Source organism: Saccharomonospora halophila 8 (assembly GCF_000383775.1).
GTDB classification, from domain to species: domain Bacteria; phylum Actinomycetota; class Actinomycetes; order Mycobacteriales; family Pseudonocardiaceae; genus Saccharomonospora; species Saccharomonospora halophila.
In genome coordinates, this window is sequence record NZ_KB912504.1 from 5,814 (window position 1) to 19,469 (window position 13,656).

Consider the following 13,656-nt stretch of genomic DNA (forward strand, 5'->3'; position numbering starts at 1 on the left):
CGGGGAGCCGCGAACGGTGGCCGCGGCGGGCCGCTCGGGGGGCGCGCGACTCGTCCCAGGTCAGCGGCGGGTTCACGGGCAAAGTGACCCCCCTTTGAAAGGGCCTCGACGGGTGTCCTAGACTGGTGATCGCTCCCAGGGGATGACCTGGAAGCGCGGTCGGTAGCCGAACCGACTGGGCTCCCATCGTCCAGCGGCCTAGGACTCCGCCCTTTCAAGGCGGCAACGCGGGTTCGAATCCCGTTGGGAGTACGGAGAACTGAAGACGGTACACAGCATGGCCCTGTGGCGCAGTTGGTCAGCGCGCCGCCCTGTCACGGCGGAGGTCGCGGGTTCAAGTCCCGTCAGGGTCGCCAAGGCGTTCGGTCCCGCACCGGCGTTTCGGCCAGGTAGCTCAGTTGGTACGAGCGTCCGCCTGAAAAGCGGAAGGTCGGCGGTTCGATCCCGTCCCTGGCCACCCGGTTAACCAGGCTTTTCGCCCCGACTCCCGACGGAGTCGGGGTTTTTTCGTGCGTCCGGGGCTCAGTTCAGATCTCAGTGGCGTTCCAGAAGTAGCCGTTGAGGCGTGCGGCGACGTCCCTGCGGATGTCCTCGGTGACGTGCATGGAGCGGGCGGCCTTCATCGATGCCGTTGACCACCCCATGACGTCCATGATCGTCCGGTTCGTTCCTGCTGTTGCTCTCGGTGCCTCGCGAGGAGGATGTAGAGCTCATCCGGGAGTGGGAGCGGTCCGGCGCTCCGCCTTCGACTTGACGTCGACGAGGTGCAGTGGGAACGGGCGAGTCCACGCGAGCTCCTTACCACGAGACCGGTCATGACGGCTTGTGTGGTCCCTTGCTCCTCCCGGGTGCTACGACCTGTGATGGAGGATCCACCCCTAGGTTCTGTCCGGCGGATCATGCCGATGTCGCGGTGGGCCGCTCAACGCTGACGTGAAGCCAGCTGACGAAGTGCTGGCGTTGCTGTCGTGAGCACTATTGACCTCGAGCTCGGTCGAAGTACGAGGCTTGGCGTCGAAGTCGCACACCGCATAGTCAGGGGTTTTCCGATGACGACCGTGCACGAGCACGAAGAGACTGGCCCGTCGGGCGGCAAGGATGAGGTCGCGGAGGTCGTGGCGCACTACGAGGCCGCGTTCAATGGCAACGATGCCAGGGGGATGAACGCCCTCTTCTCGTCAGACACAGTCTTTGTCAACTTCAGCGGCACTCTGGTGTTCGGCGCTGACCGCCTGTACCAGGCGCAATCCTTCGTCTTTGCTGAGGGCGGCCCCTTGGCTGACAGCACGGTGCGCTACACCATCGAGAACGTCGCCTTCCTCACGCCCGAGGTCGCCGTGGTCCATGCTCGCCAGAGGTCTGCCGGATCCGACGGCCGGGCGGAGGACACCATCGATCCCATGGAAGGCATCTTGATGATGACACTGATGCGGGACGCTGCTGGACAGTGGCGCATCCGCATGGCTCAGAACACACCAGTTGTCGCGCCGTAGGGGAAGCGAAGCTTATCGACCCAGAGCACCTCGCTCAGGGCCACCCGGCGGATCAGGGCAAGCCAGAGGCGGATCGCTGCGACGGTGACGGTGCTGTGGAAGAAGATCGTCTTGTCGAAGCCTGCGGGCTGGCCGCAGGGCCAGCGGACGGCATCCGCCTTCACCGGCGAGGTGGATCTTGCTAGAGACCTGAGAGGCGGAAGGTCGGCGGTTCGATCCCGTCCCTGGCCACCCGGTTGACCAGGAACCGCCCCGATTCGGATCGGGGCGGTTCCTCGTGTCCGGACCTCCCTCCGAGCTCGCCGAAGCCGGCGTGGGCACGGACCGCGCGACGGGAGACGTCTCGTGTCCCGCCCCGTGGGCGTCCTCCCCGATGCAAGTCAAAGTGCGGTGACGATGAGGGCCGTGTCGTCCTCGGTGGGGCGGTCGGTGAGGAGGTCGGCGAGGAGCCTGTTCGCGAGCTCCTCGGTGGCGAGCGCGCCGTGCTCGGTGAGGCTTCGGCGAAGCCGGTCCAGGCCGACGTCGAGCACTTCGCCCCGGCGTTCGACGAGTCCGTCGGTGTAGAGCACGAGGATCGAGCCGGAAGTGTAGGTGTAGCGCGCCTGCGGTCGGGTCCGATGGAGCGGGCCGACGGACAGGGGCAGCGACAGGGCCTCGTCGAGTGTGTCCACGTCGCCGTCCGGCCGCAGCAGCATGGGTGGGAGGTGTCCCGCGCTGCCGTAGGTCAGGGTGTGTGCGTCGGTGTCCACGGTGACCGTGGCGACCGTGGTGCCCAGTGCGCTCTCGATGGTCCGGGCGTATCGGTCGAGCATCGCCAGCGCGCTCCCCGGCCGGTCCGGGTCCGCACGGATCAGCGCGCCGAGTGCGCTGCGCAGCCGACCCATCACGGCCGCGGCGCGCAGGCCACAGCCGACCACGTCACCGACGGCCGCGGTGAACCTGCCCTCCCTGAGCTCGACGAAGTCGTACCAGTCACCGCCGAGGTTCGAGCCGCTGAGTGCCGGGCGATACCGTGCGGCCATCCGGTCGGTGACCGTCGCCTGCCCGGGCATCATGGCCTCCTGCAGGGTCAGCGCGGTCTTCCGCTCCCGGGTGTAGGTGTGGACGAGCGCGGTGGAGTCCACGGGACAGAGCACCAGACGGTCCACCGCCCCGTCCCGGTCGAGGACCGGGACCGTCACCAGACCCCAGTACCGTTCCTGGAAATCGCGGGTGCGCCGGGTGGCGATGTCGTAGCGCACCAGCGGCAGCGTGTCGGGTCGGCCCGTTTCCAGCGCCCGGTGCAGCGACCCGGACACCCGCTGCGTGTCCGTGCGGTCCGCCCCTTCGGGATGGCCGGGGAAGACGTCGAAGAAATAGTGATCCAGCAGCTCGTCCCGGGCCCGCCCGGTCACCCACATGTACGCCCAGTTGACCTCCCGGATCACCAGGTCGGGGCTGAGCACGGCGTACGGGCTCGAATAGGGACTTGTAAACGTGGCGGCGACGTCGTGCGCGGCCATCTCGCGCCTCTCGCTTCACTGGGGCACCCGGCGTCGACCGGTGCCGGTCCCCGAATAGCCCCGGCGCCGTCCCGGCAAACCGTCCCGGATCCGGGTCACAGGTCGACCGCTCCAGGCACTCCCGGGGGAGTTCACCCTGGTCCGGAAGGTTCGCGAACCTGCAACCTGCTCAGGACCGGACGCAGCATCTCCGCCAGCTCGTGTGGAGGGGACAGCTGGGGAACGTGCGCGCCCGGTGTCTCGACGGGCGTCACGCTCAGTCGGTCGGCCAGCCATTGCGAGGCTTCGTACATCCAGTGGTGTGTCGCGGCCGGATCGCGGTTGTCGGCACCGCATGCCACGACACAGGGCAGTCGTACTTCGGCGAGCTCGTCCGAGCTCGGCAGGTAAGCCGGGGTCGCCTCCATCTCCGTGCCGAAGAACTCCGCACCGTTGCCCAGTACACGGGCGCGGAAATCCGGGTCGAACGACTCGAAGACGTCGTCGCCGAAGACCCAGCGGATGAACAGCTCCATGGCCGCCGGTGGTCCTCCCCGGGCCATCCCTTCCTCGACGAGCGATCGCAGTGCGGTCCCGACCGCTTGTGCGGTCGAGGTGACAGCGACATACGGCGGCTCGTGGAAGATCGCGCCGCGCAGGACGTCGGCGTGGCGCAGCACGAGGTTGGTCAGGATGATCGCTCCGGAACTGTTTCCGTACGCGAGTGCCGGTGCCAGATCGAGCGCTCGGAGCAGTTCGGCGGCGTCGTCGGCCTGCTCGTCGAACAACGGTGCCACGGTCCCGTCTTCCGGCCGCGGACTCCGGGAGTTGCCCCGCCGGTCGTACGCCAGGACGGTGTGCTCGTCCGCCAGTACCTCGGCGACCTCCGTCCAGTGACCGGCATCGCCGGTAGCCCCGGAAATGAACAGAACCGGAGGCCCGGCCCCGGACAGCTCGTAATACAGTGAGCACTCGTTGATGTCGATCGTGCTCATCTCTCCTCCCGCATGACTCAACTCGTCCTCCCTGCGGGTAGGCGATCCACCTCGGTGATGACCGGGTCGGGGGTTGAGCACCGCGTACGCGGTCGCCTACGGTGACGCGACCGTCGCGACGATGTCGTGCGCGCTCAAGACACGCCTGTCGACGGCATGAGGGCGTCCGGCGTGAACGGGCTCTTCGAGTAGCCCGCCGGGTGCGTGGGGCACACCGCCCGGTCGCGGCTACACGTGGGCCGTCGCGGAGATCGAGCGCATCACGTCGACAACTCCGCGGACGGGGGCGGGCACGGGCTCCCGCCACGCGGCCCAGGTGTCGATGTCGAGATCGTTGCCCTCGGCGTCCCGGCCCGCGACGGAGATCCAGCTCCAGTCCGGCAGGTGGCGCGTCGCCGAGGACTGGGTCACCAATACGGCGTCCACCCCGGATGCCAGAGCGATCAGCCAACTGTGCTCGGAGAAGCGCCGGAACAACCACTCGGTCTCGGCCCCTGCCGCCGCTGACGCCTCCCGAACCCGGCTGACCTCGACGTCCACCTCGCCCGCGGCGTGCGCCATCACCCGCAACCCGTCGAGGTCGGCGAGAGTGACCGTCCGCCTGTCCGCGAGCGCCGAACCCCGCGGCACGGCGACGCCCATGCGCTGGGTGAACAGCCTCTCACAGTGCACCTCCGACGCCTCGGTGTGCAGCAGTCCGACGTCGATCAGCCCGTTCTGCAGGAGTTGGCGTTGCTCCTCGGTCGTGGCCTCGTGCAGTGAGACCCGGACGGATGGCGTCCGCCGGGCCAGCGCGTCCAGCAGCGCGAAACCCCACGGCTGGGGCAGCCCCTGGGGCACGCCGACCCGCACCAGCCGCACCTGTTCACCCGCCGTGCGCACCACCTCGGGGATGCGTTCGACCTGCTCGAACACGGTGTTGAGGTGGTCGAGCAGGCCGAGCCCCGCCGGGGTCGGCTCCACGCCCTGCGGGGTGCGGTCGAGCAACGTCTGCCCGAGTTCCCGCTCCAGCGCCATGATCTGCCTGCTCAGCGACGGCTGGGTCATGTGCAGGATGGCGGCCGCTTTGCTGAATGACCGCACCTCGGCGACCTTGCCGAAGTAGGTCAGCTGTCGCAGCTCCACGCATCCAGCCTAGGCACGAGTGCCCCGGTGCCCGCCGGGAGCCGGTCGACCGGCCGCTATGCGCCGTGGGCATAACCCCCGGACACATCCGGTATTGGACGGGCGACCGGAGGAGCGGTCAGGGTCACACCCAACAGATGTGAATGCCCTGTTTCGGGTGGTGAACCACTCCGGCGGCTGTAGTGAGGTGGAACGGAAATGTCCACGGACTTCGACGTGGTCGTGATCGGCGGTGGCGCGGCGGGTATCGCCGCGGCCGTCGGCGCGGCGCAGTCGGGTGCGTCGGTCTGTGTGATCGAGCAGTACGGTTTCCTCGGCGGGGCGGCCACGAACAGTTCCGTGCTCACCCACTGCGGCTTCTTCGACCAGACCGGCACGCAGGTGGTGGCCGGGGTCGGACAGCAGGTGCTCGACCGGCTCGACGAACGGAACCTGTACCGCACTCAGACCATCGCCGACACCGGCAACACCGTCGTGCTGTTGGATCTGGAGACCACCAAGAGCGTCTACGACCGGGTGGTGCGCGACGCCGGAGTGACACTGCTGCTGCACAGCAGGCTGATCTCGGCCACGACGGAGGCCGGGCGGATCACCGGGGTGGAGATCGTGCACCGCGGTGGCCACCGGCGCATCACCGGCCGTGCGTTCGTCGATTGCAGCGGGGACGGTGTCCTCGTCGCGGAGTCCGGCTCGACGGTGCGGCTGTCCGACCCGGAGCGCAGGCAGGCGTGCACGCTCGTGATGCGCGCGGGCGCGGTCGCCGCCGACGCCGACCTCAGCCCGGCCGGGATGGCCGCCGCGGTGGAGAAGTACCGGACCGAGACCGGCCGCACCCTGGTGCGGGACAGCGGGATCGCGGTGCGGATGCCGGTAAGCGGCGAGATCATGCTGCTGTTGGCCGACCAGCACCGCGACGTGCTCGACGTCGATGACCTGACCGAGGCCGAGATCCGCGCCCGGGAGCTGAGTTGGCGGTATCTGGACGCGTTCCGCCGCCACCTTCCCGGGTGGGAATCCGCCTTCCTCGCCTCCACCGGTCCGCAGATCGGCATCCGCGAGGGCCGCAGGCTCGCCGGGCGCGACGCGGTGTGCGCCGAGGACGTCTCCACCGGACGTCGCAGGCCGCAGGACGCGGTGGCGCGGTGCGGATGGCCGATGGAGAAGCACGTCGCCCCCGGGCTTACCGAATACGGTGGGATCCGGGACAAGGGCTGGTACCACATCCCCTACGGGGCGCTGTGCTCCGAATCCACCGACAACCTCTGGGCGGGCGGCCGCCTGGTCAGTTCGGACGACTCCGCCTACGCCTCGCTGCGCGTGATGGGCACGTCGTTCGCCTCCGGGCACGCCTGCGGTGTGGCCGCGAGCGTCTACGCCACCGGCGGCGCGCACGACTACACCGCCGTCCGCCGGGAACTGGAGCGGCAGGGGGCGCTGATCTGATGACCACCGACGACCGGACCACCACCGACGACGGGCACGGGCACCCGGCCCGCATCGCGCTGACCGGCGCGGCGGGCTCGCTGGCCACCGACGTGCTGCCGGGGCTGACCGACCTCGGGTACCACGTGGTGGGAGTGGACCGGCGGCCGGCGACCGACACGGCCGCCGCCGCTTGCCAGGACTGGGCCCGCTGCGAGATCACCGACCTCGACGCCCTGGTCACCGCGTTCACCGGGTGCGGCGCGGTCGTCCATCTGGCGGGCATCCCGCTGGAGGCCGACTGGGAGACCGTGTCCCGGGTCAACATCGACGGCACACAGGCGGTGCTGGAGGCCGCCCGCCGTGCGGGTGTGCCCCGCGTGGTGCTGGCAAGCTCCATCCACGCCGTGGGCTACGTCGGCATCCCCGCGGATGACGGGACCGTGCCGGACGACGTGCCCGTGCGGCCGGACACCTTCTACGGGGTCAGCAAGGCCGCGACGGAGGCGCTCGGCAGTCTGTACCACGACCGGTACGGCCTCGAGGTCGTGTGCCTGCGGATCGCCTCCCGCTTCGCCCGGCCGCGCGACGAGCGGATGCTGGCCACCTGGCTCTCCCCTGCGGACGCGGTGCGGCTGACCGACGCCGCACTGCGCGCACGCGGGGTCGGGTTCCGGCTCGTGTGGGGGGTCTCGGCCAACAGCCGGGGCTACCTCGCCCACTCCGGCGGCGCCGCGATCGGCTACACCCCGGTCGACGACGCGGAGCGGCACGCGGACACGCTGTTCGCCGAGGCCGGGGCCGATGCCTCGGTGCTCGCCTCCGCGGAGGACCGTCGGTTCCTCGGAGGGGTCTTCTGTTCGGAAAACCCCCCGATGTTTGAATGGTGAATTCGTGCGGGCGGTGCTCCCCTCCCGGCAAGAACGGTTCCGCCGACTCGATCAAGGATTGTTCATGACCACATCCCCCACGACACGAACGACGTCCGACGACGCCTTCGTCGTCGAGAACGTGTCGAAGATCTTCGTCGGGAAGAGTCAGGTCCAGGCGCTCGACGACATCGATCTCACCTTCGAGAAGGGGTCGTTCACCTGCATCGTCGGCCCGTCCGGCTGCGGGAAGTCGACCCTGTTGCGCATCCTCGGCGAGCTGGAGACCGCCACGGCGGGACAGGTCCACAACAATCTCGCGAAGGGAAAGGTGCCGCGTTCCGCTTTCGTATTCCAGGATCACGGGGTCCTGCCGTGGTTCACCGTCCTGCAGAATGTGGCCTTCGGTGAACAGATGGCCTCGGTCGGTAAACGGGAACGCGAGGAGCACGCGCGGCACTGGATCTCCGAGGTCGGACTGACCGGATTCGAACAGGCCTATCCGCACCAGCTCTCCGGCGGGATGCGGCAGCGGATCGCGATCGCCCGCGCGTTCGCGACGGGGTCACCGTCCCTGCTGATGGACGAACCGTTGGGCGCGCTGGACGCGCAGACGCGGATCCTGATGCAGGAACAGCTGGTCGGCCTGTGGGAGGCCGAGCGCAAGACCGTCGTGCTGGTGACGCACGCGATCGAGGAGGCGCTGCTGCTCGGCGACCGCATCGTCGTCATGTCGGCGCGGCCGGGCCGGGTGAAGGAAGTGATCGACGTCCCGTTCGGCAGGCCGCGCAGCGTGGAGATGGAGACCGATCCGGAGTTCGCGCGGATGAAGCAGGACATCTGGGAGTCGCTGCGGGATGAAGTTCAAGCATCGTTGAGGTTCTCATGACACAATCACTGACGCGGGACTCGACCGCGGTCCGGTCCGACGAGGCCCTGCGGCGGGCCGTGGAGCGGGAACACCGCAGACACCGGTTGTTGCGCGGGCGCGACCTCGCGCTCGCCGTGCTCACCCCGCTCGTGCTGCTCGCGCTGTGGGAGATCGCCGCCGCGACCGGGATGCTCGACGCCCGGCTGTTCACGCCACCGAGCGAGATCCTGTCCCGCGGCTGGGAGATGATCTCCACGGGTGAACTGTGGGTGCACGTGTATTCCACGGTCGCGCGGCTGCTCACCGGCTTCGCACTCGGTGCGGTGGCCGGGATCGCCGTGGGGCTGGGGATGGGCGTGTCCCGTCCGCTGCGGGCGGCCCTGGGCCCGACGTTCACGGCGTTGTACGCGCTGCCGAAGATCGCGATCCTGCCGCTGTTGCTGTTGATCTTCGGACTGACCGAGACGCCGAAGGTGCTCTCGGTGGCGATCTCGGTGTTCTTCGTCGTGCAGATCAACACGCTCGCGGGCATCACGCAGATCGACGGACGGATCCTCGAGGCCGCGCGGGCCTACCGGGCCACCGGCTGGCGGCTGTTCCGCTACGTCCTCCTGCCCGGCGCGACACCGTCCATCATGACCGGACTGCGCGTGTCCGCGGGCATGGCGGTGATCGTGGTGACGGCCGTCGAGTTCGTCGCCTCGAACAACGGACTGGGGTACCTGATCTGGAACTCGTGGCAGTTGTTCCAGCCACAGACGATGTTCGTCGGACTGATCACGGTCTCGATCATCGGCGCTGTGGTCACCGGGCTCATCATTCTGTTGGAGCGGGCGTTGCTCCCCTGGCAGCACTCCGGCGGGCCCCGAAAAAAGGGAAGGAAACAATGAGGAAACTGACGGCGATGGCAGCGACGATGCTGCTCGGTGTCGGCCTGTCCGCCTGCGGCGCCGGCGGTGACGCCGCGGGCGGCGGCGGGGACGACACCGTCGACGTGGGATACGTGCAGCTGTCGATCTTCTCGCCACTGTTCGTGGCACAGGACAAGGGTTACTTCGCCGACGAAGGTCTGAAGGTCAACCTGGAGAACGTGAAGTCGGGCCAGGACGCGATCCCGCTGGCCTCCAGCGGCAAGCTGGACACCGTCCTCGCCGGGTTCTCCGCGGGAATGTTCAGTGCGATCAAGACCGGACTGGACGTCGAGGTCGTCGGCTCGATGGGCGTCCAGCCCGAGGATCGGGAGCGTCCGCCGTCGGCACTGCTGGTGCGCCAGGAGCTGATCGACAGTGGCGAGTACTCCTCGCTGGCGGACCTGAAGGGCCGCACGATCGGCGTGCTCGGCGGTGAGGGTGCGACGAGTGCCCACTACGTCGGGATGGCGCTGGAGGAGGCCGGCCTGTCGCTGGACGACGTCACGCTCACCCAGGTGTCGAACCCGGACATCCCGACCGGCCTGGAGACCGGGGGCATCGACGCGGGCTTCGCCGCGGCGCCGTTCTGGGAGATGGCGGTCTCCGACGGCGTGGCCGAGAAGGTCTGGACCACACCGGAGGGGACCTCCGGCACGGGCATGATCTACGGCGGCGGGTTCGCCGACAGCGAGAACGGGCAGAAGTTCTTCGACGCCATGGCCCGGGCGGCCAAGGACCTCCAGGGCGAGCAGCGCTACTCCGAGGAGAACCTGCGCATCATCGCCGAGGCCACCGACCAGAGCGTCGAGGACGTCAAGTCGACGCCGCTGTACACGTGGTTGCCCGACCTGGCGCCGTTGCCCGACCAGCTCGCCGCGATGGAACGCACCTGGATGGAGCTCGGCGCGCTGGAGTACGACCAGCCGATCCCGCAGGAGGAGTACGTCAACCCGACCTTCTCCGACAACGTCGGCGAGGGGCAGGACGGCACCGGTGGGTCCGGGGGCTGACGACGAGTGAGGCCGTGACCGGCTGAGACCGAAGGGCCGTGGTCGGCGGTACACGCCGCCCACGGCCCTTCGTCATGCGTCCCGTCCCTTCGGACGGGGACCTTCTGCTCTCGTGGGGCCACTGGTCCGCGCGCACCCTCGGCCGGAGAGCGGCATGCGGAAAGGAGCCGGTCATGGCAACTCTGATCTCCTTGATGAAGTGGACCGAGCAGGGCGTACGCGGCTACCGGGAGTCGGTCGACCGCTACGAGAACGCGCGGCAGCTCGCGGAGCGGTACGACACCGAACTCGGCGAGTTCTACTGGACACCGGGCGGGCCCTACGACCTCGTCGCCGTGGTGCGCTGCGACGACGTTCGCAAGGCCACGGCCTTCCTGCTGGCCGTGGAGTCGATGGGCAATCTCCGCATCGAGGCGGTGCACGGTTACGGGCCGGACGAGATGCGGGAGGTCATCTCACTCGGCGGGTAGCGTCGGACGGCCACGGCGGACGGTGTCCGGGCTCAGGTTCCGGTGCCGACCTCCCGCCAGAAGGCGTCGACCCGGGAGTTGAAGGTCTCCGGGGCCTCCTGGAACGGTTGGTGCGCCTCGCCGGGCATGATCTCGAACCGGGCGTCGCCGATCCGCTCGGCGACCGCCCGTCCGAGGCCGGGCGGTGTCGCGATGTCCCGTTCCCCGGCGAGCACCAGGGTCGGGACCGTGATCGCGCCGAGGCGGTCGAGCGTCGCGTGCTGCCGGAAGGCGTCGAGCTGACGCCGGAAGGCCTGAACGGACTGCCCGTGCGGAAACGCCAACGCCTCGTCGACGAACGCCGCCACGGTGCCGTCCGCGTGCGCGCGGCGCGTGTAGATCCACAGAAAGAACGACTCCAGCATCGCGCGTTCGCTCGGCGCATGCTCCGCCGACCAGTGCCAGGCGTCGGTCATCGCCCGGAAGTAAACGTCGGGCTCGGCCCACGTGCTCGTCAGCACGAGGCTGCGCACGACGTCCGGGTGCCGCAGCGCCAGTTCCTGGGCGATCGCGCTGCCACCGGAGAAGCCGGCCACGTGTGCGTGCCGGACCTGAAGCGCGTGCAGCAGGGCCGCGGCGTCGTCGGCCAGCAACGGTACCGACAGCGGACCCTCCGGGAGCCCGGTTCGGCCCGCGCCCCGGTTGTCGAAGGCGGTCAGCCGGTAGCGGTCGGCGAGCCCGTCGAGCTGCGCTTCCCACGCCTCCACCGGGTCACCGAGCCCGGCGAGTAACAGGACGTCCGGCCCGTCACCGCGGCGTTCGGTCCAGAGTTCCAGCCCGCCGATATCGATCATCGCGCCCATCGTCGGCCTCCCGTGTCGTTGTCCGCTTCCGGGCGGGGAGTACCCGGTCGGGGCGGCTCGCCGGTGCGGTCGACGTGGCGCATTGGCGTGGGTGGGCACCGCGACACTAGGCTCGGTCAGCGTCGGTGAGCGATCGTGTCCAGTGGAGGGCGCCGCGTGGGTGAGCGACCCGGACAGGGGCGGGTGGCGCTGTTCGCCACCTGCCTGACCGACACGCTGTACCCCGACACCGCCAAGGCCGTCGTCCGCCTGCTCGAACGGCTCGGCTGCGCGGTCGACTTCCCGCTCGACCAGACCTGCTGCGGGCAGCTGCACTACAACACCGGCTACCACGACGACGCGGAGCCGTTGGTCCGCCGGTACGCGGACGTGTTCGCCGCCTACGACCACGTGGTGGCGCCGTCCGGCTCGTGCGTGGGCACCGTGCGGGAGATCCACCCGAAGCTGGGCGGGACCGGCCCGGCCGTGCGGCGCACGTACGAACTGAGCGAGTTCCTCGTCGATGTGCTGGGGGTGACCGACGTCGGCGCGTACTTCCCGCACCGGGTGACCTACCACCCCACCTGCCACTCCCTGCGGATGCTCGGCGTCGGGGACCGTCCGCTGCGCCTGCTGCGCGCGGTGCGCGGCCTGGAACTGGTCGAACTGCCCCTGGCGGAGGAGTGCTGCGGCTTCGGCGGCACGTTCGCGCTGAAGAACGCCGAGACGTCCACGGCGATGCTGGCCGACAAGATGCGCCGCGTGCAGGACACCGGTGCCGAGGTGGTCACGGCGGGCGACAACTCGTGCCTGATGCACCTCTCCGGCGGCCTTTCCCGCCTGCGCACCGGTGTGCGCAGCGTGCACCTGGCCGAGATTCTGGCGAGTACGGAGGAGCAGCCGTGGGTCGCAACCCCGTGACGTGGCTGGGCAGCCCGACGTTCCCGGACGCGGCGCACACCGCGCTGGCGGACACACAGCTGCGCGGGAACCTGCGCCGGGCCACGACGACGATCCGGGGCAAGCGTGCCGCCGCCGTCGCCGAGCTGGACGACTGGGAAGAGCTGCGCCGGGCCGGTGCGGCGATCAAGGACGACGTGCTCGCGCACCTGGACACCTACCTGGAGCGGCTGGAGGAGGCCGTCACCGCGCGCGGCGGGACGGTCCACTGGGCGCGGGACGCCGAGGAGGCCAACCGCATCGTGCTCGACCTCGCGCGGGCCCGGCGGGCCGAGGAGGTCGTCAAGGTCAAGTCGATGGCCACCGCGGAGATCGGGCTGAACGAGCACCTCGAAGCGGGCGGCGTCCGCCCGATCGAGACCGATCTCGCCGAGCTGATCGTGCAGCTCGGGCACGATCGGCCCTCGCACATCCTCGTTCCCGCGATCCACCGCAACCGGGCGGAGATCCGGGAGCTCTTCCGCAGGGAGATGCCCGGGGCACCCGACTCCGACGACCCGGCCGAGCTCGCCGAGGCCGCCCGCCGGTACCTGCGGCGCAAGTTCCTCTCCGCGACGGTCGCCGTGTCGGGCGCCAACTTCGCCGTGGCCGACACCGGTTCGATCGCCGTGGTCGAGTCGGAGGGCAACGGCCGGATGTGCCTCACCCTGCCGGACACGCTGATCACCGTCATGGGGATCGAGAAGGTCGTGCCCACCTGGCGGGATCTTGAGGTGTTCCTCCAACTGCTGCCGCGGTCGTCGACCGCCGAGCGGATGAACCCCTACACCTCCATCTTCTCGGGCGTGACCCCCGGCGACGGGCCGCGGGAGTTCCACCTGGTGTTGCTGGACAACGGGCGCACGGCCACGCTGGCCGACGAGGTCGGCAGGCAGGCGCTGCGCTGCATCCGGTGTTCGGCCTGCCTGAACGTCTGCCCGGTGTACGAGCGCACCGGCGGGCAGGCGTACGGGTCGGTGTACCCGGGTCCGATCGGGGCGATCCTCGCGCCCCAGCTGGACGGGGACCTGACGGACCCGCAGACGGCGTCGCTGCCGTACGCCTCGTCGCTGTGCGGGGCCTGCTACGAGGTCTGCCCGGTGCGGATCGACATCCCGGAGGTACTCACCCACCTGCGGGGCGAGGTGGTGCGGGCCGGGAGACGGCGGACCCCCGAGGCGCTGGCCATGTCCGGCGCGGGCTGGGTGTTCCGCGACCGCCGCCGGTACGAGGCCGCGCAGCGGGCCGG

General features: G+C 69.6%; 14 protein-coding genes and 4 tRNA genes. 13 read left to right on the top strand and 5 right to left on the bottom strand.

The genetic code is table 11. The annotated features are described in order from the left end of the window. The first annotated feature begins 179 nt into the window (after positions 1-179). From SACHA_RS0105815 to SACHA_RS0105835, 4 genes are all read left to right on the top strand, one after another. Positions 180-252: transfer RNA gene (locus SACHA_RS0105815), tRNA-Glu, on the top strand. Positions 253-279: 27 nt separating this feature from the next. Continuing rightward, positions 280-356: transfer RNA gene (locus SACHA_RS0105820), tRNA-Asp, on the top strand. A gap of 27 nt (positions 357-383) precedes the next feature. Then, positions 384-457, top strand: a tRNA-Phe gene (locus SACHA_RS0105825). A 592-nt stretch (positions 458-1,049) separates the two neighbouring features. Further along, on the top strand, positions 1,050-1,493 hold the full coding sequence (locus SACHA_RS0105835; RefSeq protein WP_020628599.1) for an SgcJ/EcaC family oxidoreductase: 444 nt from the start codon (positions 1,050-1,052) through the stop codon (positions 1,491-1,493). Here the strand turns inward: SACHA_RS0105835 and SACHA_RS0105840 are convergent. After that, a complete protein-coding gene (locus SACHA_RS0105840) occupies positions 1,466-1,657 on the bottom strand; it encodes a hypothetical protein (protein ID WP_019807902.1) in 192 nt (63 codons plus the stop codon). The two genes, SACHA_RS0105835 and SACHA_RS0105840, sit on opposite strands and share 28 nt — an antisense overlap. Between SACHA_RS0105840 and SACHA_RS24345 the strand changes: the two genes are divergently transcribed. Continuing rightward, positions 1,620-1,724 (top strand) — tRNA-OTHER (locus SACHA_RS24345). The genes SACHA_RS0105840 and SACHA_RS24345 overlap by 38 nt on opposite strands. Positions 1,725-1,873: 149 nt before the next feature. Here the strand turns inward: SACHA_RS24345 and SACHA_RS0105845 are convergent. The 3 genes from SACHA_RS0105845 to SACHA_RS0105855 all read right to left on the bottom strand — a co-directional run bounded on the left by SACHA_RS0105845 (position 1,874) and on the right by SACHA_RS0105855 (position 5,094). After that, complete coding sequence (locus tag SACHA_RS0105845; RefSeq protein WP_028662927.1) at positions 1,874-2,995, bottom strand: PP2C family protein-serine/threonine phosphatase; 1,122 nt, start codon at positions 2,993-2,995, stop codon at positions 1,874-1,876. A 131-nt stretch (positions 2,996-3,126) separates the two neighbouring features. Next, positions 3,127-3,969: an alpha/beta fold hydrolase gene (locus tag SACHA_RS23305; RefSeq protein WP_019807907.1), complete on the bottom strand. Its 843-nt coding sequence runs from the start codon at positions 3,967-3,969 to the stop codon at positions 3,127-3,129. A 228-nt stretch (positions 3,970-4,197) separates the two neighbouring features. Further along, positions 4,198-5,094 (bottom strand): LysR family transcriptional regulator, encoded by an 897-nt coding sequence (locus SACHA_RS0105855; RefSeq protein WP_019807908.1) that lies wholly within the window; start codon positions 5,092-5,094, stop codon positions 4,198-4,200. A 198-nt stretch (positions 5,095-5,292) separates the two neighbouring features. On the opposite strand from SACHA_RS0105855, the gene SACHA_RS0105860 reads away from it, so the two are divergent. The 6 genes from SACHA_RS0105860 (at position 5,293) to SACHA_RS0105885 (ending at position 10,647) form a co-directional block, all read left to right on the top strand. Continuing rightward, positions 5,293-6,537: an FAD-dependent oxidoreductase gene (locus SACHA_RS0105860; protein WP_019807910.1), complete on the top strand. Its 1,245-nt coding sequence runs from the start codon at positions 5,293-5,295 to the stop codon at positions 6,535-6,537. After that, complete coding sequence (locus tag SACHA_RS0105865) at positions 6,537-7,406, top strand: NAD-dependent epimerase/dehydratase family protein (RefSeq protein ID WP_019807912.1); 870 nt, start codon at positions 6,537-6,539, stop codon at positions 7,404-7,406. Before SACHA_RS0105860 ends, SACHA_RS0105865 begins: the two co-directional genes overlap by 1 nt. 64 nt (positions 7,407-7,470) lie before the next feature. Next, positions 7,471-8,274, top strand: a complete 804-nt coding sequence (locus tag SACHA_RS0105870; RefSeq protein ID WP_019807914.1) for an ABC transporter ATP-binding protein — start codon at positions 7,471-7,473, stop codon at positions 8,272-8,274. Further along, positions 8,271-9,146 carry an ABC transporter permease gene (locus SACHA_RS0105875; RefSeq protein ID WP_019807916.1) on the top strand — a complete coding sequence of 292 codons (876 nt, stop codon included), beginning with the start codon at positions 8,271-8,273 and terminating at the stop codon, positions 9,144-9,146. The genes SACHA_RS0105870 and SACHA_RS0105875 overlap by 4 nt, the downstream gene beginning before the upstream one ends. A gap of 14 nt (positions 9,147-9,160) precedes the next feature. Beyond that, positions 9,161-10,177: an ABC transporter substrate-binding protein gene (locus SACHA_RS0105880; protein ID WP_232211818.1), complete on the top strand. Its 1,017-nt coding sequence runs from the start codon at positions 9,161-9,163 to the stop codon at positions 10,175-10,177. Positions 10,178-10,350: 173 nt separating this feature from the next. Next, entirely contained in the window at positions 10,351-10,647 is a 297-nt protein-coding gene (locus SACHA_RS0105885) for a GYD domain-containing protein (protein ID WP_028662928.1), read from the top strand. Positions 10,648-10,679: 32 nt separating this feature from the next. Here the strand turns inward: SACHA_RS0105885 and SACHA_RS0105890 are convergent, their stop codons facing one another. Continuing rightward, positions 10,680-11,489, bottom strand: coding sequence for an alpha/beta fold hydrolase (locus tag SACHA_RS0105890; RefSeq protein WP_019807922.1), 810 nt, complete (start codon positions 11,487-11,489; stop codon positions 10,680-10,682). 183 nt (positions 11,490-11,672) lie between these two features. On the opposite strand from SACHA_RS0105890, the gene SACHA_RS0105895 reads away from it, so the two are divergent. After that, on the top strand, positions 11,673-12,389 hold the full coding sequence (locus SACHA_RS0105895; protein WP_019807924.1) for a (Fe-S)-binding protein: 717 nt from the start codon (positions 11,673-11,675) through the stop codon (positions 12,387-12,389). After that, positions 12,371-13,656: LutB/LldF family L-lactate oxidation iron-sulfur protein (locus tag SACHA_RS0105900; RefSeq protein ID WP_019807926.1), on the top strand; the 1,286-nt coding region annotated here is incomplete at its 3' end. The genes SACHA_RS0105895 and SACHA_RS0105900, both read left to right, overlap by 19 nt.